This window comes from Pseudomonas sp. P867, from assembly GCF_019891455.1.
Classification (GTDB): domain Bacteria; phylum Pseudomonadota; class Gammaproteobacteria; order Pseudomonadales; family Pseudomonadaceae; genus Aquipseudomonas; species Aquipseudomonas synxantha_A.
The window spans coordinates 53,128-77,955 of sequence record NZ_JAFLXB010000008.1 but is presented as its reverse complement, the minus strand read 5'-3'; the positions used below and the strand labels follow the sequence as shown (position 1 = coordinate 77,955).

28 protein-coding genes and 1 pseudogene are annotated in these 24,828 nt (G+C 60.8%); 9 read left to right on the top strand and 20 right to left on the bottom strand.

The window, feature by feature from the left end:
- The first annotated feature begins 105 nt into the window (after window positions 1-105).
- The 4 genes from J1G33_RS16290 to J1G33_RS16275 all read left to right on the top strand — a co-directional run bounded on the left by J1G33_RS16290 (window position 106) and on the right by J1G33_RS16275 (window position 4,371).
- Window positions 106-981, top strand: a complete 876-nt coding sequence (locus J1G33_RS16290; RefSeq protein WP_078820717.1) for an urea transporter — start codon at window positions 106-108, stop codon at window positions 979-981.
- A 31-nt stretch (window positions 982-1,012) separates the two neighbouring features.
- The gene (locus J1G33_RS16285; RefSeq protein ID WP_005786531.1) at window positions 1,013-1,837 is read left to right on the top strand and encodes an ion transporter; all 825 of its coding nucleotides are present in this window, start codon (window positions 1,013-1,015) and stop codon (window positions 1,835-1,837) included.
- 94 nt (window positions 1,838-1,931) lie between these two features.
- Window positions 1,932-2,933 (top strand): sulfate ABC transporter substrate-binding protein, encoded by a 1,002-nt coding sequence (locus J1G33_RS16280; protein WP_223018409.1) that lies wholly within the window; start codon window positions 1,932-1,934, stop codon window positions 2,931-2,933.
- Between the two features lie 241 nt (window positions 2,934-3,174).
- On the top strand, window positions 3,175-4,371 hold the full coding sequence (locus J1G33_RS16275) for an MFS transporter (protein WP_223018408.1): 1,197 nt from the start codon (window positions 3,175-3,177) through the stop codon (window positions 4,369-4,371).
- On the opposite strand, the gene J1G33_RS16270 is transcribed toward J1G33_RS16275, so the two are convergent.
- The 14 genes and pseudogenes from J1G33_RS16270 to ccmA all read right to left on the bottom strand — a co-directional run bounded on the left by J1G33_RS16270 (window position 4,368) and on the right by ccmA (window position 15,029).
- Complete coding sequence (locus tag J1G33_RS16270; RefSeq protein ID WP_032877106.1) at window positions 4,368-4,772, bottom strand: type II toxin-antitoxin system HicB family antitoxin; 405 nt, start codon at window positions 4,770-4,772, stop codon at window positions 4,368-4,370. The genes J1G33_RS16275 and J1G33_RS16270 overlap by 4 nt on opposite strands.
- Window positions 4,773-4,951: 179 nt before the next feature.
- On the bottom strand, window positions 4,952-6,433 hold the full coding sequence (locus J1G33_RS16265; protein ID WP_262416845.1) for a M10 family metallopeptidase C-terminal domain-containing protein: 1,482 nt from the start codon (window positions 6,431-6,433) through the stop codon (window positions 4,952-4,954).
- Between the two features lie 406 nt (window positions 6,434-6,839).
- The gene (gene phnN / locus J1G33_RS16260; protein WP_032877108.1) at window positions 6,840-7,427 is read right to left on the bottom strand and encodes a phosphonate metabolism protein/1,5-bisphosphokinase (PRPP-forming) PhnN; all 588 of its coding nucleotides are present in this window, start codon (window positions 7,425-7,427) and stop codon (window positions 6,840-6,842) included.
- Window positions 7,427-7,588: pseudogene (locus J1G33_RS27915) on the bottom strand (hypothetical protein); the annotation flags it as partial. The gene phnN and the pseudogene J1G33_RS27915, both read right to left, overlap by 1 nt.
- 84 nt (window positions 7,589-7,672) lie before the next feature.
- Window positions 7,673-8,068 carry a hypothetical protein gene (locus J1G33_RS16255; protein WP_005786516.1) on the bottom strand — a complete coding sequence of 132 codons (396 nt, stop codon included), beginning with the start codon at window positions 8,066-8,068 and terminating at the stop codon, window positions 7,673-7,675.
- 10 nt (window positions 8,069-8,078) lie between these two features.
- A complete protein-coding gene (gene ccmI, locus J1G33_RS16250; RefSeq protein ID WP_223018406.1) occupies window positions 8,079-9,269 on the bottom strand; it encodes a c-type cytochrome biogenesis protein CcmI in 1,191 nt (396 codons plus the stop codon).
- Window positions 9,262-9,735 (bottom strand): cytochrome c-type biogenesis protein, encoded by a 474-nt coding sequence (locus J1G33_RS16245; RefSeq protein ID WP_005786512.1) that lies wholly within the window; start codon window positions 9,733-9,735, stop codon window positions 9,262-9,264. Before J1G33_RS16245 ends, ccmI begins: the two co-directional genes overlap by 8 nt.
- A complete protein-coding gene (locus J1G33_RS16240; RefSeq protein ID WP_005786510.1) occupies window positions 9,732-10,268 on the bottom strand; it encodes a DsbE family thiol:disulfide interchange protein in 537 nt (178 codons plus the stop codon). Before J1G33_RS16240 ends, J1G33_RS16245 begins: the two co-directional genes overlap by 4 nt.
- Entirely contained in the window at window positions 10,265-12,253 is a 1,989-nt protein-coding gene (locus J1G33_RS16235; protein WP_032877111.1) for a heme lyase CcmF/NrfE family subunit, read from the bottom strand. Before J1G33_RS16235 ends, J1G33_RS16240 begins: the two co-directional genes overlap by 4 nt.
- Before the next feature lie 3 nt (window positions 12,254-12,256).
- Window positions 12,257-12,715 (bottom strand): cytochrome c maturation protein CcmE, encoded by a 459-nt coding sequence (ccmE, locus tag J1G33_RS16230; protein ID WP_005786506.1) that lies wholly within the window; start codon window positions 12,713-12,715, stop codon window positions 12,257-12,259.
- Complete coding sequence (gene ccmD / locus J1G33_RS16225; protein WP_078820712.1) at window positions 12,712-12,888, bottom strand: heme exporter protein CcmD; 177 nt, start codon at window positions 12,886-12,888, stop codon at window positions 12,712-12,714. The genes ccmE and ccmD overlap by 4 nt, the downstream gene beginning before the upstream one ends.
- Window positions 12,885-13,640 carry a heme ABC transporter permease gene (locus tag J1G33_RS16220; protein WP_032877112.1) on the bottom strand — a complete coding sequence of 252 codons (756 nt, stop codon included), beginning with the start codon at window positions 13,638-13,640 and terminating at the stop codon, window positions 12,885-12,887. Before J1G33_RS16220 ends, ccmD begins: the two co-directional genes overlap by 4 nt.
- An 88-nt stretch (window positions 13,641-13,728) precedes the next feature.
- On the bottom strand, window positions 13,729-14,397 hold the full coding sequence (gene ccmB, locus J1G33_RS16215) for a heme exporter protein CcmB (RefSeq protein ID WP_005786500.1): 669 nt from the start codon (window positions 14,395-14,397) through the stop codon (window positions 13,729-13,731).
- Window positions 14,394-15,029, bottom strand: a complete 636-nt coding sequence (gene ccmA, locus J1G33_RS16210) for a cytochrome c biogenesis heme-transporting ATPase CcmA (protein ID WP_223018405.1) — start codon at window positions 15,027-15,029, stop codon at window positions 14,394-14,396. Before ccmA ends, ccmB begins: the two co-directional genes overlap by 4 nt.
- Window positions 15,030-15,229: 200 nt before the next feature.
- Here ccmA and J1G33_RS16205 point away from each other — a divergent pair, with 200 nt between their 5' ends.
- Both J1G33_RS16205 and J1G33_RS16200 read left to right on the top strand, forming a co-directional pair.
- On the top strand, window positions 15,230-16,798 hold the full coding sequence (locus J1G33_RS16205) for a flagellar hook-length control protein FliK (RefSeq protein WP_223018404.1): 1,569 nt from the start codon (window positions 15,230-15,232) through the stop codon (window positions 16,796-16,798).
- Window positions 16,795-17,124 (top strand): EscU/YscU/HrcU family type III secretion system export apparatus switch protein, encoded by a 330-nt coding sequence (locus J1G33_RS16200; RefSeq protein WP_032877115.1) that lies wholly within the window; start codon window positions 16,795-16,797, stop codon window positions 17,122-17,124. The genes J1G33_RS16205 and J1G33_RS16200 overlap by 4 nt, the downstream gene beginning before the upstream one ends.
- A 130-nt stretch (window positions 17,125-17,254) precedes the next feature.
- Here J1G33_RS16200 and glp read toward each other — a convergent pair whose 3' ends face one another.
- Together glp and moaB are read right to left on the bottom strand one after the other, a co-directional pair.
- On the bottom strand, window positions 17,255-18,481 hold the full coding sequence (gene glp / locus J1G33_RS16195) for a gephyrin-like molybdotransferase Glp (RefSeq protein WP_103735065.1): 1,227 nt from the start codon (window positions 18,479-18,481) through the stop codon (window positions 17,255-17,257).
- Window positions 18,465-19,004, bottom strand: a complete 540-nt coding sequence (moaB, locus tag J1G33_RS16190) for a molybdenum cofactor biosynthesis protein B (RefSeq protein WP_032877117.1) — start codon at window positions 19,002-19,004, stop codon at window positions 18,465-18,467. The genes glp and moaB overlap by 17 nt, the downstream gene beginning before the upstream one ends.
- 76 nt (window positions 19,005-19,080) lie before the next feature.
- On the opposite strand from moaB, the gene mobA reads away from it, so the two are divergent.
- Window positions 19,081-19,683, top strand: a complete 603-nt coding sequence (mobA, locus tag J1G33_RS16185) for a molybdenum cofactor guanylyltransferase MobA (protein ID WP_148852293.1) — start codon at window positions 19,081-19,083, stop codon at window positions 19,681-19,683.
- A gap of 79 nt (window positions 19,684-19,762) precedes the next feature.
- A complete protein-coding gene (locus J1G33_RS16180) occupies window positions 19,763-19,984 on the top strand; it encodes a YgdI/YgdR family lipoprotein (RefSeq protein WP_005786486.1) in 222 nt (73 codons plus the stop codon).
- Between the two features lie 55 nt (window positions 19,985-20,039).
- On the opposite strand, the gene J1G33_RS16175 is transcribed toward J1G33_RS16180, so the two are convergent.
- The 3 genes from J1G33_RS16175 to J1G33_RS16165 form a co-directional block, all read right to left on the bottom strand.
- Window positions 20,040-20,930, bottom strand: coding sequence for a pseudouridine synthase (locus J1G33_RS16175; protein ID WP_223018403.1), 891 nt, complete (start codon window positions 20,928-20,930; stop codon window positions 20,040-20,042).
- Window positions 20,931-20,999: 69 nt separating this feature from the next.
- Window positions 21,000-21,335, bottom strand: a complete 336-nt coding sequence (locus tag J1G33_RS16170) for a hypothetical protein (protein WP_003189932.1) — start codon at window positions 21,333-21,335, stop codon at window positions 21,000-21,002.
- 74 nt (window positions 21,336-21,409) lie between these two features.
- Window positions 21,410-21,646 carry a glutaredoxin family protein gene (locus J1G33_RS16165; protein WP_005786480.1) on the bottom strand — a complete coding sequence of 79 codons (237 nt, stop codon included), beginning with the start codon at window positions 21,644-21,646 and terminating at the stop codon, window positions 21,410-21,412.
- Between the two features lie 153 nt (window positions 21,647-21,799).
- On the opposite strand from J1G33_RS16165, the gene J1G33_RS16160 reads away from it, so the two are divergent.
- Window positions 21,800-23,536 carry a monovalent cation:proton antiporter-2 (CPA2) family protein gene (locus tag J1G33_RS16160; protein ID WP_143508419.1) on the top strand — a complete coding sequence of 579 codons (1,737 nt, stop codon included), beginning with the start codon at window positions 21,800-21,802 and terminating at the stop codon, window positions 23,534-23,536.
- Here J1G33_RS16160 and J1G33_RS16155 read toward each other — a convergent pair.
- Window positions 23,523-24,731: an ammonium transporter gene (locus J1G33_RS16155; protein WP_032877119.1), complete on the bottom strand. Its 1,209-nt coding sequence runs from the start codon at window positions 24,729-24,731 to the stop codon at window positions 23,523-23,525. The genes J1G33_RS16160 and J1G33_RS16155 overlap by 14 nt on opposite strands.
- Between the last annotated feature and the right edge of the window lie 97 nt (window positions 24,732-24,828).

Below are 24,828 nucleotides of genomic sequence, written 5' to 3'. Positions count from 1 at the left end.
TCATCGCAGGCAAGCCAGCTCCCACATTTGGATGTGTGAACACCGTCAAATGTGGGAGCTGGCTTGCCTGCGATGGGGACAACTCGGTCTCATTGAATACCTATCATGCACAACCACACCTGCCCCGACTGGGCCGAAGCCCTGCTCAACGGCTTCAGCCAGATTTTCCTGCAGCGCCACCCGCTGTGCGGCCTGCTGTGCCTGCTGGCGATCCTGATCGGCGCCCCGGACTTGCTGGGCGGTGCGTTGCTGGGCGGTGTCGCGGGGTTGCTCACCGCCCAGCGCCGTGGGTATCCCAAAGCTGAGCGTCAGGCCGGGCTGTATAGCTACAACGGCGTACTGCTGGGCTTGTTGATCAGCCAGCACTTTGCCTGGTCGGCGCTGGTGCCGCCGCTGATCCTGGCGGGCGGCGGCTTGAGCGCTATCCTCACCCGGCAATGGTTGAAACACGCCAGCCGGCCCCACAATTTGCCCGCCTACACTGCCCCCTTTGTTGGCCTCGGCTGGCTGCTGCTCGGCCATGTACCTCAAACTACGCTTGCGCCGGCCCAGGCCGACATGTTCGCGGTACTCACGGCGCCCTTTTCCGGTCTTGGGCAAATCATGCTGCTGGAACAGCCCCTGGCGGGTCTTTTAATCGCCCTGGGTTTGCTGCTGGCTGACCGCCGTGCCGCCGCATGGGCCATGATCGGCGCCAGCCTCGGTGTGCTGGCCGGCCTGTGGTTGAATGAGCCTTCCGGTGCCCTGCTCGGTCTGCACAGCTATAACCCGGCATTGGCGGCCCTGGCCCTGAGCCCGTTACGTCGCCAGCCCTGGTTACCGCTGCTGGGCATCGGCCTGGCCATCCTGCTCACGCCGGGCTTCACCGCCCTGCACCTGCCCGCACTGACTGCACCGTTTATCCTCGCCTGCTGGCTGGTGCGCGCCGGTCACCGGTTGCTTCACAAACCCCGCATGGACAGCCCGTTCGAATCCCCCTAGGCTTGCTCGATATTCGCTTCAGGCAGGATTTATGGACAGCAACAACGACTGGCGCCAGCGGCTCTACATCATGGTGTTTCAAAGCGATACCGTCGCCGGGCGGCGCTTTGACGGCATCCTGCTGCTGATCATCCTCGCCAGCCTGGTGATCGTGATGCTCGACAGCATCGACCAGATCCACCAGAACTACGCGGACGTGCTGGCCTATATCGAGTGGGGCTTCACGCTGATCTTCGCCATCGAGTACGGCCTGCGCCTGTATTGTTCACCCAAGCCGCTGCGCTATGCCTTCAGCTTTTATGGCCTGGTGGACCTGCTGGCTATCGTCCCCGGCATCCTCGCCCTGTACTACAGCGATGCGCAGTACCTGCTGATCATCCGCATCATCCGGATGCTGCGAATCTTCCGCGTGCTCAAGCTCAGCCCGTACCTCAAGCAAGCCAATTATTTGATGGCGGCGCTGCGCGGCAGCAAGCAGAAGATCGTGGTGTTCCTGGTCAGCGTGTGCACGCTGGTGACGGTGTTCGGTACCTTGATGTACGTGATCGAAGGCCCGGAACACGGGTTTACCAGCATTCCCAAGGGCATCTACTGGGCCATCGTGACCCTGACCACCGTGGGCTTCGGCGATATCGTGCCCAAGACACCGCTGGGCCAGGTGATTTCATCGCTGGTCATGATCACCGGTTATTCGATCATTGCCGTACCCACGGGCATTTTTACCGCCGAGCTGGCCAGTGCCATGCGTGGTGAACAGCTGCGTACCGAGTGCCCGGCGTGCAAGAAAGACAGCCACGAACCCAACGCCGCGTTTTGCTCGCGCTGTGGCAGCAATCTTTTCCATAAACTGGAATAAGCAAAGTTCGTTTTAATCTTTAAAGGTCTATGCAGGCCCGGCTATAGTCGCTGGCAAATTGCCTCCCCTCTTCTCGAACAACAAGGAATGAGCAGTGAAAAAAATCCTCAGCGCCTCTCTTCTGGCCGCCGGCCTGGCCCTGGCGGGCTCTGCCCAGGCAGCGACCACCCTGCTCAACGTCTCCTACGACGTGATGCGCGACTTCTATAAGGACTACAACGCCGCTTTTCAGAAGCATTGGGAAGCCGAGCACCCGAACGACAAGTTGACCCTGCAGATGTCCTTCGGCGGCTCCAGCAAACAGGCGCGCTCGATCATCGACGGCCTGCCGGCTGATGTGATCACCATGAACATGGCCACCGACATCAATGCCCTGGCCGACAATGGCAAGCTGGTGCCGGACAACTGGGTCACGCGCCTGCCGAACAACAGTGCACCCTTTACCTCTGCGACCGTATTCATCGTGCGCAAAGGCAACCCCAAAGCCCTGAAAGATTGGCCGGACCTGCTCAAGGACGGCGTGCAGGTGATCGTGCCCAACCCGAAAACCTCGGGTAACGGCCGCTACACCTACCTGTCGGCCTGGGGTTATGTGCTCAAGAACGGCGGCGACGAAGAGAAGGCCAAGGCCTTCGTCGGCAAACTGTTCAAACAAGCGCCAGTGCTGGACACCGGTGGGCGTGCCGCGACCACCACGTTCATGACCAACCAGATCGGCGACGTGCTGGTGACCTTTGAGAACGAAGCAGAAATGATCGCCCGTGAGTTTGGCCGCGATCAGTTCGAAGTGATCTATCCAAGCGTTTCCGCCGAAGCCGAGCCGCCCGTTTCGGTGGTCGACAAAGTGGTCGAAAAGAAAGGCACCCGTGCTGCCGCTGAAGACTACCTGAAGTACCTGTGGTCGCCAGAGGGTCAGGAAATTGCGGCCAACAACTACCTGCGCCCACGGGATCCGAAGGTGTTGGCCAAATACACCGACCGCTTCCCGAAGGTGGACTTCCTGTCGGTGGAGAAAACATTTGGTGACTGGCGCACGGTGCAGAAGACCCACTTCAACGATGGTGGGGTGTTTGACCAGATCTACTCCGGCCAGTGAATGATCTTGGCTGAATAGACTCGATCAAAATTGTGGGAGGGGGCTTGCTCCCGATAGCGGTGTGTCAGCCAATGCCTGTGCTGACTGACACACTGCTATCGGGAGCAAGCCCCCTCCCACATTGGGTTTTGCATTGAGTCATTATTTCGCGGCATGACAGTTATCACGCCAAGCGGCCTACTCACTGCCGGCCCTTGCCTTTACTCTCTCACCCCATCGTCCTTCGCCTTACGAGCACGCCATGAACGCTACCTCTCACGCCACAGGCACCATGACCCGGAGCATGGTCATGCTGTTCGCGTTTTGCTGCGGCGCCATCGTCGCCAACATCTACTACGCGCAGCCAATCATCGAACTGATTGCCCCGGACATCGGCCTGACGCCGGCGATGGCCAGCCTGATCGTGTCGCTGACGCAAATCGGTTATGCCTTGGGCCTGTTCTTCCTGGTGCCGTTGGGTGATTTGCTGGAAAACCGCAGGCTGATGATCTTCACCACCGTGGTGGCTATCGCGAGCCTGTTGGGCGCAGCGTTCACCGAACAGCCCAACCTGTTCTTGCTGGTGTCGCTACTGATCGGTTTCAGTTCGGTATCGGTGCAGATCCTCATCCCGCTCGCCGCGCACCTGGCCCCTGCCGAGTCCCGTGGTCGTGTGGTCGGCAGCATCATGGGCGGCTTGCTGCTGGGCATTCTGCTGGCGCGGCCGGTGTCCAGCGTGGTGGCCGACCACTTCGGCTGGCGTGCGATGTTTATGGCCGCCGCCGCCTTGATGGCGTTTATCAGCGTGGTGCTGATGCTGACCATTCCCAAGCGTCAACCCGATCACAGCGCCAGCTACGCCCAATTGCTGCGCTCCCTGGGCACCTTGCTGCGTAAGCAGCCGGTATTGCGCCAGCGTGCGTTTTACCAGGCGTGCATGTTTGCCACCTTCAGCCTGTTCTGGACCGCTGCTCCACTGGAGCTGGCGCGCAACCATGGCCTGAGCCAAAGTGAAATCGCGCTGTTCGCCCTGGTGGGTGCCCTGGGCGCCATCGCCGCGCCCATCGCCGGTCGCCTGGCCGATGCCGGCCACACCCACCGCGCCTCGCTGCTGGCAATGCTGTTTGGCGCGTTGAGTTTCCTGCCCGCGTTCGTGCATCCGGTGTACAGCGTGATCGGCCTGGCAGTGACCGGCGTGGTTCTGGACTTCTGCGTGCAGATGAACATGGTCCTCGGCCAGCGCGCTGTATACGCCCTGGATGCCCACAGCCGCAGCCGCCTGAACGCGCTGTACATGACCAGCATCTTCATCGGCGGTGCGTTCGGTTCGGCAATTGCCAGCAGCGTGTATGAACACGGCGGCTGGCTGAGCGTGATGCTGGTGGGCAGCGCTTTCCCACTGGTGGCGTTGTTGCGTTTCCTTTCTGCATCGCACCAGGTGAAGGTGGCAACCACCTAAGAGCGCACCAACTTCTCCAGCGCCGCGTCCGCCAGAAAGGAGGACCGGCTTTTGACCTTGTGCTCGCGCACATAACGGTCAATGCGCTGAATGACATAGCCGGGCAAGGTCACATTGACCTTCTCGGTCTTGCCAAGATAAGGCGAGATGTCCAGTTCCAACATGCCCCAGCCCATGCCCAGATAGTCTTCATGAGCGTGATGAGTGGCGACCGAGGTTGGCATCGGAATCACCCCACCCTCTGCGGCGATTTCCTGCAAAAGGATATGCGCCACTTCCACGGCGGCATTGTAGGCTTCTTCGAAACTGTCCCCGGCAGTGACCGCGCCTGGGATATCAGGGATCTGGATACCGGTGGCGGTGAAATCATCGCCCCATTCGATACAGATTGGGTATTGCATGAATGCTCTCCTTAAAACTGAAACAACCCGGCGCGCTTCCTGCAACTCCTTGATCAATAGCCTGCTCTGCACCGCTGCCTCCGTGGCTTGGCCTGAATAAAAGCAACCCTAGAGTTACCATTATTCAAGCGCAAAAAGCATCGCCCGGACTGGCGGCTGTTTTACCGAATGTTGAAAACTCACGAAAAAATCGAAAACAGCCTGCTTATAAAACCCGTGAACGATGAAAAAACGTTCTGGATAAAGCTCCCCCCTGGCCTGGGACCCGGTTCGTGCGGATGGTCTGTGTCTGGAGTCGGAGTCGGTTCTGGAATGGGCATCGGGAGAGGTTCTGGAACAGGCGCGACAATGGTTTCAGGGGTGGGGAAAGGAATCACCGTTGGGGCCTGCCCGCTCCACACCACATCCGTCTGTTTGATCTGGCCTTGGCTGGTCACCAACAGATCCGCTGTGCCAGTGCCAGTCGTATCCACCGCCAGGGTGAAACGCCCCGTCGCCGAGTCATGCCCGAGCACCGCATCCCCCGCCCGGCCTTTGAATCGGTCGGAGAAATTCAGCGACTTGAGCTGCGCAGTCTGAAGCACTCCGGTCAGGTCAATCTTGTCGATCCCGCTTTGGAAGTCCTGGATGATGTCCGGGTTCTGCGGCGTTGAATCGACGACACGGTGATAAACGAACGTGTCCGCCCCAGCACCACCGTGAAGCTTATCCGCACCCCGGCCGCCCGTAAGACGATTGCCAGCTTCGTTGCCTATCAATGTATCGTCGCCGGAACCACCAATGGCATTTTCCACGCTCACGCCCTTGGCAATCGACACATTCCCCCGCAAGCCACCTACATCCGAGAACGTTTCGGCCTTGAGGCTGATGGTTTGGTTCTGGGTGAACCCGGAGAAGTCGAGCGTGTCGTTACCACCGCCGTCCCAAACGGTGAAAATCGGTTTGTCACTCCCGCGCTTGAGGCTATAGAACTCCCGAGCGGAGTTGGAGTTGAAGCCGTAGGTGGTATCGGTATTGCGGGTTTTGCTATTCGCCCCGTAAAGCCGCTGGGCCGCGGCGATATCATCCATCATCGGCGCTACCGGGCTGTGCCTTGCAAAATTATGCCCAGGCTGATAAGTCTCCGCCCAATAACTCATGACACTGCGTGCCTTGGTGTCCTGGGCATATTCGGCAGAGCGCTCGTAATTGAAGCCACCACCATCGTATCCACCCGGATGACTCAACCCGAGGGTGTGCCCCAGTTCATGGATCAACAAACCCAGGAAGTGGCTGCCCATGGTCGGGTTATGCGCACCGCTGGTGCCGATGTTGGCCTGGACTCTGGAGTAATGCCTGTTAGGCAGCCTTGCCCAGCCCGACGAACCCGACGTGCCCTTGATACTGATGGTGCCATCGGTGTTCGAGCCGTTTTCGACAAATTCGATATTGGCGACATCCGCCCAGTATTGCAGGGCTTGTCTGGCTCGCTCTTTCTGCGCGGCATTGAAACCGCCAGCAAAATTAAAGCCGACGACAACCTTGCCATCTTTATTGAGATCATGAAACTTGGATCCACTGCGCGTAATATGTTTCGCTGCCTGATCCGTGGTGAAGGTTTTTTTATTGTTTGCCCAGAGAACAACTGCGTTCTCAGCGGCTGATAACCGGGACTGCGACATCGCCGGAGCGCGCGTACGGGCAGAATACCTAACAGGGATTTGCATGGTGTATTGATACTCTGAACAGTGAAGAATTAACCGTCCATATATGAATTACCGACACTGACTTATCCGTGGCCAGCCCGATAAAAATCCCATATCAAAAACACCTTAACTACCGTTATTTTTTTGCGAAAGCATTTATTAAACACAACAGCAAAAAGTCCGTACAAGTATTAATCGGATCGACACACCCCTACATACCAATCGCCACAAAGGCGTTAAGCCACAGAAGAAACAGTTTTCAACAAATCAACTTAATTCAATCAAGAGTTTTACTTAACAACATCAAGAAACCCACTCAAACATACCGAAGAAAACACGCTTGAGGTGAAGGCTTTTATCTGATCTGAAACATGATCAATGCCTACACACCTTGATTGCCCGCAGCTACCGAGTGCGCCTGATCCAGGCAGCACAGCAAGCGTTCGACGGTATGCACCAAGGGCCCGGAATTATCCAACACAAACAAACCCGCGCCGTTTCCGGCAATCAGCTCAGCGGTAAATCGCGCGTTGCGCGCCAATCGCTCTTCGATGTCCGCCAATGACTCACGCCCGCGTGCGATCAAACGTTGGCGCAATACGGCTTGATCGACCGTCAGCAGCAACACCAACAATGTCGGGTAACGCTCACGGGTCTGCGCCAGGTGGGCGCGAGAGCCATTGACCAGCACATCGTCCCCTGCGGCCAGCCACTCGTCGATTTCCCTGGGGATGCCATACGACAAGCCATTGGCCTGCCAGCTCAAGGCAAACGCGCCCTCGGCGTCCATCCGCGCAAACTCCTGCGGGCTCACCCCTTGCGCCGCTTCGCCGACTGCCTCCGCCGAGCGTGTGATCACCCGGCGCACCATGCGACAACCACGCGCCTGCAAGCGCAGGCGTGCGGCATCCAGCAGGCTGTCCTTGCCCGAACCCGATGGCCCGATGAGATAGATCAACCTGCCCGTCATCAAAACACCCTCTTGGCTTGTCTCCAGGCTTGTTGCGCCCCCGGCAACGCTTCGCAGCAACCGACCTGCGCCAGGTAGCGGCCACTGGAAAGTATATCCAGCAATTTTTCGCCAGCCAGGCCGGCGGCGGCCACATTACCCGAGTGCGCGCTGCCGCGCACCTGTGGGAGGGGGCAAGCCCTGCTGCAAGTCAGTTAAGACAGAACTGGCAACTGTGGCGAGGGAGCTTGCTCCCTCGCCACAGGTCATTGCGCGTACTGCTTGCTCAACCCCGGCGGCACGCCTTGCACATTGGTTTCTTCCCAGGGCCCGTTGGGGCTGATGGAACGGCTCCAGCCGTTGCTCCAGCGGTAGTAGGTACGCTGGCGGTAGAAGGTGTCGGGCTGGTCGTCGAGCACGTACACCTGCATCTTGCCGTCCCAGTGGCTGGCAGCCCCCGGTGGTGGAGCAAAGGTGGGTGACTTGCTTGGCAGTGGCTTTGGCGGCGGGGTCACCGGGCCGGAAGGCTTGGTACTCGGCTGAGTCGACGGGCCCGATGGCGGGATGGTCGGGCCGGTGGGTGCCGCAGGTGGGCGGTGGACCGCACAGGCGCTCAGGCCGAGTACCAGGCTGAGCAGGGTGATGCGTGCAAATGCGGTCATGGGCGTTTCCTCAGAATGACTTGTCCGGAGTGTCGATGGCCAATTGCTGCAGCGCAGTGGTGCTGCTGGCCAGCGGTTGGCTGCGGCCGATCCATTCGCCAGTGGTCGGTTGGCCGGCCCGGGATATGCGCGCAACCAGTTGGACTTCGGGGAAGTTGGACAGTTTCAACTGCGGCATCATCGCGTCGGCATCGCCCAGTTCGACGGTGATAGGCAGTTCGGCAACGGTGACGCGCTTGGCCGCCAAGGGTGCCGGTGGGCCGCTGACTGCACGGGCGAAGATGAACACAGTGTCGGTCGGCAAGGCTTTGGCTTTCGCTTCGGCGGACAGGTCTACACGCACGGTCATTACCGCCTTGCGCGCGACAGTACCGCCGCTCTCTTTAAGCTTCTCGCCAGCCCGGTCAATACCGCCTTGCAGCGCTACACGGGAGTTGTCCTGCGGTGGCAGTTGCGCCAGCAGACGGTTCCAGTAATCGATCGCTTCCTGATAACGCTGGCCTTCAAAAGCCGCGATCCCCAACAGGCCAAGGCTGGTGACTTCCTTGGGATCGAGCTTTAACGCCTCGTCGGTCAGCGCCTGCACCTTGGGCGACCACTGTTTATTGTCGGCAAAATATTGTGCCTGGGCCCACTGGCCAAGCAATTCCGGCTGGCGCCCGGCCAAGGCTACGGTGCGTTCAAAGACTTTGGCGGCATCGGCGGAACGGTCCTGAGCCATGTAGGCGCGCCCCAGGAAATAAAGGCCCTCGGCCGAATCCGGCTGGGCTGCCGCGGCACGCTCCAGGCGCTGAGTCATGTCGGCCATGGACACCGGAGGCTGTGAGAATTCACGGGTCAGTTCGACCTTGTCGCTCGCCCCATAATGCAGGTACAGCGCAACGCCAAGCACCGGCACCAGAAACGCCGCCAAAAACGGCAGCGGTTTGCCCAGGCGCGATTCACGGGGCTTTTCCACGCCCTCGGTATCGGCCAGCAACTCGCGAGCCGCCTCGGCGCGGCCCGTATCCAGTTGCACGGCGTTCAATACACCTTCGTCCTGCTGCACTTGCAGCTCGGCGACGCGTTCCTGATACAGCGCCACGTTCAGCGCGGTACGATCCTCTTCACGCTGGGCGCGACGGTCACGCAGTACAGGAATCAACAGGAAACTCAGGGCAATCAGAAGCAGCAAGCCGGCTGCGAGCCAGAAATCAATCATCAGTCTTGGTGTCCAGCAATTGGTCGAGGCGTTTGCGCTCTTCAGGGGACAGCGCATCGGAGCCATCAGTCGGCGCGGCGCGGCGACGGCGTACGATCACGGCCATGACCACAACGCCGGCCAGCAGCAGCCCGGCGGGGCCGAACCAGAGCAGCGCGGTTTTGCCGGTAAGGGCCGGTTTGTAGCGCACGAAATCACCGTAGCGGTCGACCATAAAGTCGATGATCTGCTGGTTATCCTTGCCCTCCCCCAACATGCGGAAGATTTCTTTGCGCAGGTCAGCGGCGATGGGCGCGTTGGAGTCGGCGATGTCCTGGTTCTGGCACTTGGGGCAGCGCAGTTCCTTGGTCAGGTCGCGGAAACGCTCACGCTCGGCGTCATTGGCAAATTCATAGGTGTCGATGGCGGCATGGGCCACACCGGCCAGGCCCAGGGCTAAAACAGCAGCGGTCAACCAACGCTTCATGGCTTGGCCTCATCGACCAGGGCCTGGTACTTGGCGGCCAGTTGCTCACGCCAGACTACCTCGTCGATCACGCCGACGAACTTGTCACGGATCACGCCCTTGGCGTCGATGAAGAAGGTTTCCGGCGCGCCATAGACGCCCAGGTTCAAACCCAGGTTGCCGTCTTCATCACGGATATCGAGCTGGTAAGGGTTATGAAACTCGGCCAGCCATTTCAAGGCCGCCGCATTGTCGTCCTTGTAGTTGATGCCGTAGATCACCACGCCCTTCTCGGCCAGTTTGTTCAGCACCGGGTGTTCGACGCGGCAGGAGATGCACCAGGTGGCCCACACGTTGACCAGCGCCGGCTTGCCCTGCAGGTCGGCCTGGGTCAGGGTCTTGTCACCCTGCACCGTCGGCAGGTTGAACGCGGGAAACGGCTTGCCGATCATCGCCGAGGGTAACTCGGCCGGGTCCAGGTACAGCCCGCGATACAGGAACACTGCCATCAGCAGAAACAATGCCAGCGGCACCACCATCAACCAACGTTTCATACCGCAGCTCCCGAAAGGCCCAATGCTTCACGCACACGGCTGCTGACCTTGACCCGATAACGCCGATCCAGCGCGGCGAGCAACCCCCCAAAGCCTGTGAGCAACCCGCCGAACCAGATCCAGCGCACGAAGGGTTTGACATGCACCCGCACAGCCCAGGCGCCGTCGCCCAAGGGTTCACCCAGCGCCACATACAGGTCACGGGTGAAACCGGCGTCGATACCGGCTTCGGTCATCATTGAACTTTGCACTGTGTACAGGCGCTTTTCAGGGTGCAATACGGCGATTTCCTTGCCATTGCGCACTACGCGCACGGTGCCTTTATCCGAGGTGAAGTTCGGCCCTTCGAAGTGCCTGGCACCTTCGAAGATGAACTGGTAACCGGCCAGGTCCATGGACTCACCTGGCGCCAGGCGCAGGTCGCGCTCGGCGCTGTTCTGGCTGGAGAGCACTACGCCCAAAGCGCACACGGCGATGCCAATGTGAGCGATCTGCATGCCCCAGTAACTGCGGGTCAGGGTGGGCAAGCCTTTGATCAGGCCTTTGTGGCGCGTCTTGTCGAAGATGTCCCGCACGCCGGCCAGCAACACCCAGGCTGCCAGCAGGAACGTGGCGAGTACCGCCCAATTGAAGTCGCCGTAGGCGAACCCGGCGATCACTGCCAGGGCCACGCTGCCCAACAGCACCGGCATCAACATGCCTGCCAGCCATTTCACCGGGGTGTCTTTCCAGCGCACCAGCACACCGACCGCCATCACTACCATCAACAGGCCCATCAACGGGATGAACAACGCATTGAAGTACGGCGGGCCCACGGACAGCTTGGCGCCGCTCAAGGCATCCAGCACCAGCGGGTAGAGGGTGCCGAGCAGGATCATTGACGCGGCTACCACCAGTACCAGGTTATTGCCCAGCAACAGGGTTTCGCGCGACCACAGGTTGAAACCGACCTGGCTCTTGACCACCGGCGCACGCAGGGCGAACAGGGTCAGGGAACCGCCCACCACAAACAGCAGGAAGATCAGGATGAACACGCCGCGTTCGGGGTCGGAGGCAAACGCATGCACTGACGTCAGCACCCCCGAACGCACAAGGAACGTGCCGAGCAGGCTGAGGGAAAACGCGGCGATGGCGAGCAATACCGTCCAGCTTTTGAATACGCCACGCTTTTCGGTCACTGCCAGGGAGTGAATCAGCGCCGTGCCCACCAACCAGGGCATGAAGGACGCGTTTTCCACCGGATCCCAGAACCACCAGCCGCCCCAGCCAAGTTCGTAGTAGGCCCACCACGAACCCAAGGTGATACCGATACCGAGGAAAGCCCAGGCGACGATGGTCCAGGGACGCGACCAGCGCGCCCACGCCGCATCCAACCGCCCGCCAAGCAAGGCCGCGATGGCAAACGCAAAAGCTACGGAGAAGCCCACGTAACCCATGTAGAGCATCGGCGGGTGCACGATCAGGCCGATGTCCTGCAACAGCGGGTTGAGGTCATGCCCGTCTGCGGGGATCTGCGGCAGGATGCGGCTGAATGGATTGGAGGTCATGATCAGAAACAGCAGGAAGCCGATGCTGATCATGCCCATCACCGCCAGGACTCGCGCCAGCATCACTTGCGGCAGTTGGCGCGAGAATACCGACACGGCAAAGGTCCAGCCGCCGAGGATCAGCGCCCACAGCAGCAACGAACCTTCGTGGGCGCCCCACACGGCGCTGAACTTGTAGTACCAGGGCAAGGCGCTGTTGGAGTTGTTCGCGACATAGGCGACGGAAAAGTCGTCGGTCATGAAGGCATAGGTCAGGCAACCGAAGGCGAACAGCAGGAAGGCAAACTGCCCCCAGGCGGCCGGCTGCGCCAGGCTCATCCACAAACGATCGCCGCGCCAGGCACCGAGCAACGGCACCACAGCCTGGACCACGGCAAAGCACAGGGCGAGGATCATCGCCAGTTGGCCCAGTTCAGGAATAAACAATGCGGACGTCATCACTTAGCCCTCCTTGGCTGGGGTCGCGGGCGCGGACTGGCCACTGTCTTTCAGGGCCTTGGTGACCTCGGGCGGCATGTACTTTTCATCGTGCTTGGCCAGCACTTCGTCCGCCACTACCACACCATCGGCGTTGAGTTTGCCCAGAGCGACGATGCCCTGGCCTTCGCGGAACAGGTCCGGGAGGATGCCGCGGTAAGTGATGGTCACGGCCTTGTTGAAATCGGTGACCACGAAGGTCACGTCCAGAGAATCGCCGGAACGCTTCAACGAGCCCTGCTCCACCATGCCGCCGGCGCGGATGCGCGTGTCCAGCGGGGCTTCGCCGTTGGCGATCTGGGTGGGGGTGTAGAACAGGTTGATGTTCTGCTGCAGGGCGCTCAAGGCCAGGCCCACGGCAATGCCGACGCCGACCAGGATGGCAAGGATGATCAACAGACGCTTTCTACGCAGCGGATTCACTTTTCGGTCTCCCGGCGCAGACGTCGCGCCTCTTGTTGCAGGTAACGCTTGCGGGCCAGGATCGGCGCGGCAACGTTGAGGGCCAGCACTGCCAGGCAGATGCCGTAGGCGCTCCAGACATACAGGCCGTGGTGGCCCATGGCGAGAAAATCACTGAAAGAAGCAAAGTTCATCCCCGCGCTCCCAGGCTGGTTTGCACTTGGGCTTTGACCCAACTGGTGCGGGCTTCACGCTTGAGCACTTCAAGGCGCATGCGCAGCAACAGCACGGCGCCGAAGAAGCAGTAGAACCCCAGCACCATCAGCAGCAGTGGCGCCCACATTTCCACGGGCATCGCCGGTTTTTCGGTGAGGGTGAAGGTGGCGCCCTGGTGCAGGGTGTTCCACCACTCTACAGAGTATTTGATGATCGGGATGTTGATCACACCGACAATCGCCAGCACCGCGCAGGCCTTGGCGGCACTATCGCGATTGCTGATGGCGTTGCCCAGGGCAATCAGGCCGAAGTACAGGAACAGCAGGATCAGCATCGAGGTCAGGCGTGCATCCCACACCCACCAGGAACCCCAGGTCGGCTTGCCCCAGATCGCGCCGGTGACCAGCGCCACGGCGGTCATCCACGCACCAATAGGTGCAGCGCATTGCAGGGCCACATCGGCCAGTTTCATCTTCCACACCAGGCCGACGATGCCGCAAACCGCCAGCATCACGTAGCAGGACTGGGCCAGCATCGCAGCAGGGACGTGGATATAGATGATGCGAAAGCTGTTGCCTTGCTGGTAGTCCGGCGGCGCGAAGGCCAGGCCCCAGACCAGGCCGGTGCCGATCAGCAATACGGCGGCGACGCTCAACCACGGCAGCAGCTTGCCACTGATGCCATAAAACCATTTGGGCGAGCCGAGCTTGTGAAACCAGGTCCAGTTCATTGCATTTTCCATCACGGGTGCTTTTCGTCGTGGCGAAAAGCTTAGGGTCTTTACTGACTCAACGTCATTAACGCCGAGTCAGACCTCATTATTCACCGACGCTGATTTTCAGGCCGGCGGCTATAGCAAAGGGTGTCAGGGTTACCGCCAGGGCGGTCAGGCTACCAAGCCACAAGAGGTAACCGGTCGCCGGCATCCCCATGAGCGCGGCTTGCAAAGCGCCGCTGCCCAGGATCAACACCGGGATATACAAAGGCAGAATCAACAGGGCCAGCAGCAGGCCACCCCTTTTCAGGCCCACAGTCAAGGCGGAGCCCACCGCCCCCAACAGGCTGAGCACCGGCGTACCGAGCAACAAGGACACCAGCAACACGGGCAGGCATTCGACGGGCAAGCCCAGCATCATCGCCAGCAGCGGCGAGAGCAAGACTAGCGCCAGGCCGGAAAAAGCCCAGTGTGCCAGTACCTTGGCCAGTACCAGAAGTGGCAGGGGGTGCGACGAAAGGACCCACTGCTCCAGGGATCCGTCTTCGAAATCACTGCGAAACAGCCCGTCCAGCGAGAGCAGGACCGATAAAAGCGCCGCGACCCACACCAGTCCCGGGGACAAGGTTTGCAACAGTTTAGTCTCCGGGCCGACCGCCAACGGAAACAGCGCGATCACAATTGCAAAGAACACCAGCGGGTTGGCCAGCTCGGCCGGGCGACGGCACAACAGCCGCGCTTCACGGGCCACCAACAGGGCAAACACACTCATGCCGACCACCGTCCAAGATCCAGCTCCCGGTAACCACCCGGCTTGCGCGCCAGGGTATGGTGGGTGGTGAGCACCACCAGGCCGCCCTGCTCGCAGTGCCGGGCCAAGTGCTCTTCGAGTTGGGCTACGCCCTGTTTGTCGAGAGCGGTGAAGGGTTCGTCGAGAATCCACAGCGGCGGGCCGGACAGGTACAAACGCGCCAGGGCCACGCGGCGCTGCTGGCCGGCTGACAGCGTGTGACAGGGCACATCTTCAAAGCCCTTGAGGCCAACGGCGGCCAGGGCCTGCCAGATGCCATCGCGGGTAGCAGGGTGATGCAGGGCGCTGAGCCAGCTGAGGTTTTCTTCGGCGCTGAGCACGTCCTTGATACCGGCGGCGTGGCCGATCCAGACCAAGTTGCGTGCCAGCTCGGCACGTTGTTCGTGCAGGGGCTTACCGTTGAGCCGAACAACACCCGCCGTGGGCTGCATCAAACCGGCCAGCAGACGCAGCAAACTGGTCTTGCCGCTGCCATTGGGGCCGCTGATTTGCACCATGTCGCCAGCCGCCAGACGCAGGTCGAGTTGCTCGAACAACAGGCGAAGGTCGCGTTCACAGGCAAGCGCTACGGCTTCAAGAAGAGGGCTGGTCAAGAGATCGCGGGCCTTTACGGTTCAAGTCGGCGGTGCAGCGGCCGTTATAGAGAGATGCACAATAACGACTTTGGCGACCGATTTTAGAGAGCTGGATCAAATAGTTGTGCGGTTTTTACCGCTCTCTTTGCAGACGGGCGGCATTATACATGCGATGCCCTACTCTAAAGAGGGCAATTTCCCCAGAGACGATGCGCACGATGACCGGTGAGATCAATCTTCCTCCACTGCCTCCAGCCTCAGCACCCAAGGCTGCCCCGCTGCCTGCGGCTGGCGAGTTGCTCAAGCTCCTGGAGCCACAGGCCGGGTTGATTGGCGCCGGGAAAACCGTAAACGCTGAAGTCATCGCGCTGAAACAAGGCAGTGAAGCCTTTCAGCTGTTGCTCAAGCTGACCCTTGAAGGTGGTCGCCAGACCCTGGTTCAAGCCAGCAGCGCCCAGCCCTTGCCTCTGGGCAGCAATGTCGCAGTGAGCCAAACGCCTGCGGGCAACCTGGCCATCAGCTTGCAGCAAGCCATGAGCGCCAACGTGGCCGCCCTCACCCGCCTCGACACCACACAAATGCCGGTGGGCACCCTGCTGCAAGCCAAGGTGCTGACCACCCAGATGCTGCCTCAAGGCTCAGCGCAAGCGGCGATCTATCGCTCGCTGGTGAGTGTGCTCAATAATGCCCTGGCCGGTACCACGCTGACGCTGGAAAGCCCTCAACCCTTGAGGGTCGGCAGCTTGCTCAGTGCCGTGGTGCAGAACGCGCAAACCCTGAATTTTGTGCCGCTGAGCGGGCTGAAAGACCAACTGGCCGTGACGCAGCAACTGGCAACCCAGCAAAGTCGCCAAGGCTCGCTGGATGCGGTGTTCACTGCCCTGCAGAACCTGCCCCGTGGCGACAACACCTCGGCCGAGCTGCGGGCCGCTGCCGAGCGTTTACTGGCAGCCTTGCCCGATCTGGCGCAAGTCAGCAATCCCAAGGTACTGGCACAAGTGGTGCAAAACAGCGGCGCCTTCCTGGAAGCCAGATTGCTCGCTGGGCAGAACCCACAAATCCCACCGCTGGATATGAAAGGCGCGCTGTTGCGCCTGGTCGCGGACCTGCTGCCCGCCAACACCAACCTGAATGCGATCCTCGCCGCCAATACCCTGGCCCAGGTGCTGCCGAACTTTGTGCGCAGCCCGTTGAACACTCTCGGCCAGGTCGGCGCTCGGCAGATACCTGCCGGTTTCCCGTTGCCAGAGCGGCTGATCGCGAAACTGGAAGGTGAAGGCGACCTGGAAAACCTGCTGCGCCTGGCCGCCGGGGCGATCTCGCGCTTGCAGAGCCACCAACTGTCGAGCCTGGAACAGACCGGCACCACCGCCGATGGCCGCCTGCAAACCACGTGGCAGTTGGAAATCCCCATGCGCACCCTGCAAGACATAGTGCCGTTGCAGGTCAAGTTTCAGCGCGAGGAGCCTGCGCCTGACAAGGATCAGCCCGAGCGCAAGGATAAAAAAGATCCGAAGCAGATGCTTTGGCGCGTCGAACTGGCCTTCGACATGGAGCCGCTGGGGCCGCTGCAAGTTCAGGCGCAGTTGTCCCAAGGCAAACTGTCCAGCCAGTTGTGGGCCAGTCGCCCTTTCACCGCCAGCCTGATCGAAAGTCACCTGGGCAGCCTGCGCGAGCGCCTGGTGTCATCCGGACTTAACGTCGGCGACCTGGATTGCCACCTGGGCACCCCGCCACGCGGTGCAAAAACCGGATTGGAACAACGCTGGGTGGATGAAACCGCATGAAGAACGCCGCCCCACCCCGCCAGGCCATCGCCCTCAAGTACGACGGCCAACAAGCCCCCACCCTGACCGCCAAGGGCGATGACGCCCTGGCCGAAGCGATTCTCAAGCTGGCACGGGAGAATGAAGTACCGATCTATGAAAATGCCGAGCTGGTGAAGCTGCTGGCGCGTATGGAACTGGGGGACAGTATTCCAGAAGAGCTCTATCGCACGATTGCCGAGATCATTGCGTTTGCATGGACGTTGAAGGGCAAGTTCCCGGTGGGCTACGACCCGGATGCGGGGCCGATGGAGCGGGATGTCACTGAGCGTGGCGACGATTACTGAGTAGCCACAGGCATACCAAGATCCACTGTGGGAGGGGGCTTGCTCCCGATAGCGTCATTACAGCCAACCTATCTGGGGCTGATACACCGCTATCGGGAGCAAGCCTCCTCCCACATTTTTTGATCTGTGTTCAGTTCAGGACTTCACTCAGAGGAATGAAATTGACCCGGTCGCCAATGGCCAATGTGGTCCCCTCCATCACCTCCACAAACCCCTCCGCCCACGCCGCACTGCGCAGCACCCCGGAGCTCTGGTTGCGATAGATAATCGCCTTGCCCTGCTCGATACGCCCGCGCAGGTATTCGCGGCGGTTGCCAGGCTTGGGCCAGTCGAATCCTGCCGGCACCTCGAAACGTAGCGGCTGCACCTGCGCCACGCCTTGGCGGCGCAGCAGGTACGGGCGCGCCAATAGCGCAAAGGTCACCAGGGTCGAGGCCGGGTTACCTGGCAGGCCGATCACCGGCACGCCACGAAAATGCCCGAAGGTCAGCGGTTTGCCTGGCTTGATCGCCAGCTTCCACAACGCCAACTCGCCCTCTTCACGCAAGGCAATGCCGAGGAAGTCCGCTTCGCCCACCGACACACCGCCGGTAGACAAGATCAGGTCGACGCTACCCAGGCCGGCCAGACACGTGCGGGTCTGTTCCAGATCATCCGGCAGAATCCCGGCATCGATCACTTCGCAGCCCATGCGCGCCAGCCAGCTGCACAGCACGCGACGGTTGCTGTTGTAGATCTGCCCCGGGCCCAACGGCAAGCCTGGCTCGATCAATTCATCGCCGGTCGACAGCACGGCCACGCGCGGGCGGCGCACCACATCGAGCCGATCCCGCCCCAGAGACGCAGCCAGGCCCAACTCGATGGGCCCCAGGCGCGTTCCGGCGCTGAGTACGCACTCACCCAACGTAGTCTCCTGGCCCTGTGGTCGGATGTTGTCGCCCACCCGTAACGGCTCGGTGAAACTCACGCGCTGATCGGCATGAACCACCGCGTTTTCCTGCATTTGCACGCAGTCTGCGCCTTCGGGTACCGGCGCGCCGGTAAAGATCCGTGCGCAGGTGCCGGCCGCCAGCGGCTCGGGCGCAGTGCCAGCGAAAATCCGTTGGCTCACCACCAGCGGTTCCCCGGTCCAGTCCGCCAGGCGCACGGCGTAGCCGTCCATGGCACTGTTGGGCCACGGCGGCAGGTCGAGCGTCGAGATCAGGTCCTGAGCCAGTACGCGGCCATCGCACTGCGCCAGGGGCAGCACATGCTGGTCACGGATCGGCGCCGATTCCGCCATGGCGAGCAGCCGCTGCAAGGCTGCTTCCACCGGCATCAGTGCGCCGGTCTTGCCCGGCTTATCCACGGGATTCACAGGGTTGGGCCTGCTTCAGGTGCGGGACGAAATTGCATGGGCGGTGACGATTATCCAGTTGCTCGGCGAGGATGCCATCCCAACCGGTGCGCACGGCATTGGTGGAGCCCGGCAGGCAGCACACCAGGGTGCCATTGGCCAGGCCGGCCAGGGCGCGCGATTGCACGGTGGAGGTGCCGATATCGGCCACGGAGATCTGGCGGAACAGTTCGCCGAAGCCATCGACCTGCTTGTCGAGCAGGCAGCTCACGGCTTCAGGGGTGCTGTCACGGCCGGTGAAGCCGGTGCCCCCGGTGATCAGCACCACTTGCACCACGTCTTCGGCGATCCAGTGGGCAACCTGGGCGCGAATCTTGTAGAGGTCGTCCTTGAGCAGCACGCGCTCGGCCAGGTGGTGGCCGGCGGCGGTCAGGCGATCGACGAAGACCTGGCCGGAGGTGTCGGTGTCCAGGGTGCGGGTGTCGCTGACGGTCAATACAGCAATATTCAGGGGTACAAAGGGCGCATCGGCCTTGGCTTTCATGGCTCGGTCCAGTTGTCGAAAAAACAGCCCGATGTTATATCACAGGCCCCTCTTTACCTGCCGCAGTGGAACCGCCATGTCTCTTGAATCTTCACCCCTGCCTTGTTCGATTCTGTTGTTGGCCGGTGGTCGTGGCCAACGCATGGGCGGCCAGGACAAGGGGCTGCTTCAATGGCGGGGCGAGCCCTTGATTGCCCACCTGCAACGGCTGGCCAGGCCGCTCACGGATGACCTGATCATCTCGTGCAATCGCAACCTTGAACACTACGCGCCCTATGCCGACCAACTGGTCAGTGATGACAGCCCGGACTTTCCCGGCCCGTTGGCGGGTATCCGAGCAGGACTCTTCGCTGCACGCCATGAACATCTGCTGATCTTGCCGTGCGATGTGCCGCAGATTGATGAGCGACTGCTGGCCGACTTGCGTCAGATTGCCCAACGCAATCCGCAGGTTCCCGTCATGGTGCGTCATGGCGAGTTCTGGGAACCCTTGCTGTGCATTATCCCAACAGACCTGAAAGATCAGGTGGAACGGGCCTGGCAAGCGGGTGAACGCAGCCCGCGCAAGGTCCTGCTGCAACTGGGTGGCGTCGGCCTGGAATGCCCGGCCGATGACCCGCGCCTGGCCAATCTTAATACGCCCGAGCTGTTGCACCCACGGGCTGGCGTGTCAGAATGAGCCTTTCACAAGGAACTTTGCCGACGTCCCATACGTCACAAGGTCAGCAATTTAAAAGTATTTTCTCGGAGACAAACTCATGACTCAACGGACCATCGCCGCTCTCATGCTTGCACTGGGCCTCGCCACCCTCGCCGGTTGCGCCTCGCCAACAGTGATCACCCTGAATGACGGTCGCGAAATCCAGGCCGTCGACACCCCGAAATTTGACGAAGATTCGGGTTTCTACGAATTCCAACAGCTTGACGGCAAGCGCACCCGCATCAATAAAGACCAGGTTCGCACCGTTAAAGATCTGTAAGCCTTAACGCTTGCCAACAAGGCCCGCCTCGCGCGGGCCTTGTCGTTTGCGGCGTTTACCAGTCGAGGGTGATACGGCTGTGAAAACTGCGTTCTTCACCATTTAGCGGGTCGATGAAACGCACGCCCTGGGCCAGCAGCTTCAGGGGGTGGGCGTAGTCGTCCTCGGCGTCCTTGACCACAACGGGATAGAACGGGTCATTGCAGATACTCGCCCCGAGGGCAGTCATGTGTACGCGCAGTTGGTGTTTCTTGCCGGTCACCGGGAACAGACCGTAACGCCATAAACCACCCTTTTTCTCGCGCACTTCAACGGCCGTCTCGGTGTTGCTGGCGCCCGGCCCTTCCTGCATCCGAAAGAAGGGTTCGCCATCCACCAGGCGGCTTTTATGCACCAGGGGAAAGCTCAGATTCGGCAGGGCCGGGGCGATGGCTTCGTAGAATTTGTCGATACGCCGCGTGGGAAACAGTTGCTGGTACGCCGAGCGGCTTTGCGGGTTGGCCGAGAACAGCACCAGCCCCGCCGTGTGCCGGTCAATGCGGTGCAACGGCACCAGGGCGGGGTTGTCCAGGCGACGGATCAGGCGACGCAACAGGGTTTGCTCAACGTACTCGCCGGCGGGAGTCACCGGCAGGAAATGCGGCTTGTCCGCCACCACCAGATGTTCATCGGCGTACAGGATAGTTTCCTGTACCGGAATCACTTTTTCGTTGGGTACTTCGCGAAAGTAATAGATGCACAGGCCTTCCTTGTAGGCCAGGCCCAGGCTGATCGGGCTGCCATTGATATCCAGCACTCGTTCCCGGGCAATGCGGTCCAGCCACTGCTCACGGGCAATGGCCGGGAAGTGATCGCACAGGCAGTCGATCACCGTTGCCCAAGGCCCCGGTGGCAGATACAACGTGCTGGCTTGGTGCTGGGCGGCGGAAAAACCGGAAGTGGACATGCAAATGCTCGAACCTGGAAACAGGCGGGCATTATCCCGCATGGAGCGCGATTGAGCCTAGGGCCGTTCTCATGCCTTGGCCAGTTGGGCCCGCAGCACCGGCGAAGCGCTCGCCGCCTCGGTGAACTCCTTGAGCCAGCGCAGTACGTCCACTGCTTCCCAACGGCCCGGATCATAGAGCGCGTAGAGCAAGCCTTGATAACCCACCACATCCAACTGTTTGTGATAACCGGCACGCTGGAACAGCGCCTCGATTTCCGCAAAGCAGGTGTTGAAATGCACTTTGTTGAAGGGCGTCTTGCCTTCCGTGACCAGCCCATCGAGGCGCAGTTCGTTGACCGCGTCGCGCACCACATCGGCGGACATGCGATTGACGCTGCTTTTCAATTGTTCAACATTCACCACGGGCGTTCCCTCTACTCAATCGCTGTACGAATATACAGTAACGTAATATTCGCAAGCCCGCCATCGGATAAACGTCAGCGCAGAAAGGCAACGACCTGGTCGGTGTCGAACGGCCAGTCCAGTTCCGCCCCGGTGTCCTTGCGGCGAAGCACCGGAATCCGCAGGCCGTAGTCTTCTGTCAGGTCATCTGGCTCAGTGATATCCACCAACTCCACCAGCAGCCCGTGTTCGACGAGCGGCATGATTTCGGCTTCGGCAATTTCACACAGATGGCAACCCAGGGTGCCGAACAGCTGGCATTCAGGAGGCATGACGAAAGAACCCGGTCAGAAAAACAAGTGACCATTCTAAACCCGCTCGCGCCGTGAAATCCCATTGCCGACAAAACACCTGATCCAGGTCACCATGGCCTATAACTGATTCAGCGATTCTCGCGGCTTTTTGCCCGTCCACCTGCAATGGAGATGCCTGTGTTTGCCAACCTGCTGATCATCCTGGCCTCATCCCTGGTGGTGATTGCGCTGTTTCGCCGGCTGCAACTGCCGCCCGTGCTGGGCTACCTGTGCGTGGGCCTGGCGGTGGGGCCGACTGCTTTGGACTGGGTGAACGACAACGAGGACCTGCCGGACTTGGCCGAGATGGGCGTGGTGTTTCTGCTGTTCTCCCTGGGCCTGGAGTTTTCCCTGTCGAAAATGTTCGCCCTGCGCCGCGTGGTGTTCGGCCTGGGCAGTTTGCAGGTGTTGGGATGCGGCGCCCTGCTCGGCGCTGCGCTGATGGGCTTGGGCCTGGCGCCGGGCATCGCGCTGTTACTGGGTGCAGGGTTGGCGTTGTCGTCCACGGCCATCGTCAGCAAGGAACTGACCAGTCTTGGGGAGATCTTCAGCAGCCACGGCCAGAATGCGATAGGCGTGCTGCTGTTCCAGGATGTGGTGGCGGTATTGCTGCTGACACTGGTGCCGGTGTTTGCCGGCAGCAGTGACCAAGCCTGGTACTGGGCATTGCCGCTGACCCTGGGCAAAACCGTGGTGTTGTTCGTCGGCCTGTTATTCGCCAGCCGCTGGTTGCTGCCGCGGTTGTTCCATGAGGTCGCCGCGTCCCATTCCGCAGAGTTGTTCGTGCTGCTGGCGCTGGTAATTGTCTTGCTCACCGCCTGGCTCACCCACCTGCTCGGCCTGTCCCCTGCCCTTGGTGCGTTTCTGGCCGGTATGTTGCTGGGCGAGAGTCATTATCGTCACCAGATAGAAGCGGATATCCGGCCGTTTCGCGACATTCTGCTGGGGCTGTTTTTCGTCAGCATCGGCATGTTGATCGACCTGCAGTTATTCGTCAGCCACAGCCTGTTGATCCTCGGCCTGACCCTTACGCTGATGTTGGTCAAAGGCTCTGTGGTGGCCGTACTGGTCAAGCTGCGTGGCAGCGACACTGAAACCGCCTGGCGCAGCGGCCTGGCCCTGGCCCAGGGTGGCGAGTTCTGTTTCGCGCTGATGGCGCAGATGCAGCAGAGCCGGTTGATTCCGGATGAGTTCAACGGCCTGCTACTGGCCGCCACGTTCTGCTCGATGCTGTTGACGCCGCTGCTGTTGCGCGCAGCGCCGGCCATTGCCCTGCGCCTGCATCGCAAGCCCAACCAGCAAGTGCAACTGGAGCACATCACCGCGCTCAACGCTCAGTTGCACGGGCACGCGGTGATTTGCGGTTATGGTCGGGTGGGACAATCGATCGGGCGGTTTTTGCGCCGCGAGCACCAGGCGTTTATCGCCCTGGATGACGACCCCGAACGGGTGCAGGAGGCCGCTACCGAGGAAAGCAGCGTGCATTATGGCGACTGCCGCCGGGGTGCCTTGCTCAGTGCCGTGGGCCTGGAGCGCGCGCGGTTGGTGGTGATCGCCGTCGACAACAGCGATGTCGCCCTGGTGGTGCTCAAGGAAGCGCGACGGATCAACCCACAGGTGCCGATCCTGGTGCGCACCCGTGATGACAGCCAGTTGGCTGAACTCAAGGCCGCGGGGGCCAGCGAAGTGGTGCCCGAGTTGCTTGAGTCAAGCCTGATGCTCGCGTCCCACGCCCTGATCCTGCTGGGCCTGCCGGACCAACAGGTACAGGCTCGGGTGGATGAAGTGCGGCAGAACCACTATCGCTTGCTGCACGGGTTTTATCCGCCGCCACACACTGATGAACAAGCGCCGATCAATCCTGACTGACCGCACCGATCTTGTGGATCGACAGGTCCGCGCCGTAATACTCCTCTTCCTGACTCAAGCGCAGCCCTTGCACGCGCTTGATCACGCCGTACACCAGCAAGCCGCCACCAAACGCCACCGACACGCCCAGGCCGGTGCCGATCAACTGGCTGATCAAGCTGACGCCGCCAAGCCCACCCAGGGTGGCCTGCCCGAAGATGCCGCAGGCGATGCCGCCCCACACGCCACACAAGCCGTGCAACGGCCATACGCCCAGCACATCGTCGATCTTCCAGCGTGCCTGGGCGGCGATAAAGCACCACACAAACAAGCCGCCTGCGACTACTCCGGTGACCAGCGCGCCAACCGGATGCATCAGGTCGGAACCTGCGCAGATCGCCACCAGCCCGGCCAAGGGGCCGTTGTGCAGGAATCCTGGGTCGTTACGGCCGATCACCAGCGCGGCCACGGTACCGCCAACCATAGCCATCAACGAATTGACGGCCACCAGGCCGCTGACCCCGTTGAGGGTCTGCGCACTCATCACGTTAAAGCCGAACCATCCCACGATCAGGATCCACGACCCCAGCGCCAGGAACGGGATGCTCGACGGTGCAAACGCCACCAGGCGCCCTTCGCGATAACGTCCATTGCGCGGCCCCAGCAGCAACACCGCCGCCAGCGCCAGCCAGCCGCCCATGGCGTGCACCACCACGGAACCGGCAAAATCGTGAAAACTGGCGCCAAAGCTTGCAAGCAGCCAGGCTTGCAGACCGAAATTGCCGTTCCACACCATGCCCTCGAAGAACGGGTAGATAAACGCCACGATCAGTGCAGTGGCGCACAACTGCGGCGCAAACTTCGCACGTTCGGCTATGCCACCGGAAATGATCGCAGGGATCGCCGCGGCGAAGGTCAGCAGGAAGAAAAACTTCACCAGGCCATAGCCATGATCGGCGCTGATGACGGCTGCCGGTTGCATGAAGCTCACACCGTATGAGATCCAATAGCCTATAAAGAAATAGGCCAGGGTGGAGATGGCGAAATCGCTGAGGATTTTCGACAGGGCGTTGACCTGATTCTTCTGGCGCACCGTGCCGACTTCAAGGAAGGCAAAGCCGGCGTGCATGGCCAGGACCATGACCGCGCCAATCAGGATAAACAGGGTGTTGGAACTGTGGACGAGTGTATCCACCGCACTTTGCAGATTTTCCATGGAGGTTGGCAGGCCTGCATCAAGGCAAAAAGCACCAAATCGGTTCAAGCTGAGGGTTGGCGCACTAAATGGGTACCACCGGCTTCGTCCCTCTTGG

Bases quoted from the DNA above. Each gene is read 5' to 3' on its own strand.
- J1G33_RS16220 (WP_032877112.1), bottom strand. From the start codon at position 13,640: ATGAACTGGACCTGGTTTCACAAGCTCGGCTCGCCCAAATGGTTTTAT.
- ccmI (WP_223018406.1), bottom strand. From the start codon at position 9,269: ATGATTGATTTCTGGCTCGCAGCCGGCTTGCTGCTTCTGATTGCCCTG.
- phnN (WP_032877108.1), bottom strand. From the start codon at position 7,427: ATGACGGGCAGGTTGATCTATCTCATCGGGCCATCGGGTTCGGGCAAG.
- J1G33_RS16155 (WP_032877119.1), bottom strand. From the start codon at position 24,731: ATGGAAAATCTGCAAAGTGCGGTGGATACACTCGTCCACAGTTCCAAC.
- J1G33_RS16175 (WP_223018403.1), bottom strand. From the start codon at position 20,930: ATGTCCACTTCCGGTTTTTCCGCCGCCCAGCACCAAGCCAGCACGTTG.
- J1G33_RS16255 (WP_005786516.1), bottom strand. From the start codon at position 8,068: ATGACCGCATTTGCACGCATCACCCTGCTCAGCCTGGTACTCGGCCTG.
- J1G33_RS16245 (WP_005786512.1), bottom strand. From the start codon at position 9,735: ATGAAGCGTTGGTTGACCGCTGCTGTTTTAGCCCTGGGCCTGGCCGGT.
- J1G33_RS16270 (WP_032877106.1), bottom strand. From the start codon at position 4,772: ATGCAATACCCAATCTGTATCGAATGGGGCGATGATTTCACCGCCACC.
- mobA (WP_148852293.1), top strand. From the start codon at position 19,081: ATGTCTCTTGAATCTTCACCCCTGCCTTGTTCGATTCTGTTGTTGGCC.
- ccmB (WP_005786500.1), bottom strand. From the start codon at position 14,397: ATGAGTGTGTTTGCCCTGTTGGTGGCCCGTGAAGCGCGGCTGTTGTGC.
- J1G33_RS16200 (WP_032877115.1), top strand. From the start codon at position 16,795: ATGAAGAACGCCGCCCCACCCCGCCAGGCCATCGCCCTCAAGTACGAC.
- J1G33_RS16205 (WP_223018404.1), top strand. From the start codon at position 15,230: ATGACCGGTGAGATCAATCTTCCTCCACTGCCTCCAGCCTCAGCACCC.
- moaB (WP_032877117.1), bottom strand. From the start codon at position 19,004: ATGAAAGCCAAGGCCGATGCGCCCTTTGTACCCCTGAATATTGCTGTA.
- J1G33_RS16285 (WP_005786531.1), top strand. From the start codon at position 1,013: ATGGACAGCAACAACGACTGGCGCCAGCGGCTCTACATCATGGTGTTT.
- J1G33_RS16160 (WP_143508419.1), top strand. From the start codon at position 21,800: ATGCCTGTGTTTGCCAACCTGCTGATCATCCTGGCCTCATCCCTGGTG.
- J1G33_RS16275 (WP_223018408.1), top strand. From the start codon at position 3,175: ATGAACGCTACCTCTCACGCCACAGGCACCATGACCCGGAGCATGGTC.
- J1G33_RS16290 (WP_078820717.1), top strand. From the start codon at position 106: ATGCACAACCACACCTGCCCCGACTGGGCCGAAGCCCTGCTCAACGGC.
- J1G33_RS16265 (WP_262416845.1), bottom strand. From the start codon at position 6,433: ATGTCGCAGTCCCGGTTATCAGCCGCTGAGAACGCAGTTGTTCTCTGG.
- ccmD (WP_078820712.1), bottom strand. From the start codon at position 12,888: ATGAACTTTGCTTCTTTCAGTGATTTTCTCGCCATGGGCCACCACGGC.
- J1G33_RS16165 (WP_005786480.1), bottom strand. From the start codon at position 21,646: ATGCCTCCTGAATGCCAGCTGTTCGGCACCCTGGGTTGCCATCTGTGT.
- J1G33_RS16240 (WP_005786510.1), bottom strand. From the start codon at position 10,268: ATGAAACGTTGGTTGATGGTGGTGCCGCTGGCATTGTTTCTGCTGATG.
- J1G33_RS16235 (WP_032877111.1), bottom strand. From the start codon at position 12,253: ATGACGTCCGCATTGTTTATTCCTGAACTGGGCCAACTGGCGATGATC.
- J1G33_RS16180 (WP_005786486.1), top strand. From the start codon at position 19,763: ATGACTCAACGGACCATCGCCGCTCTCATGCTTGCACTGGGCCTCGCC.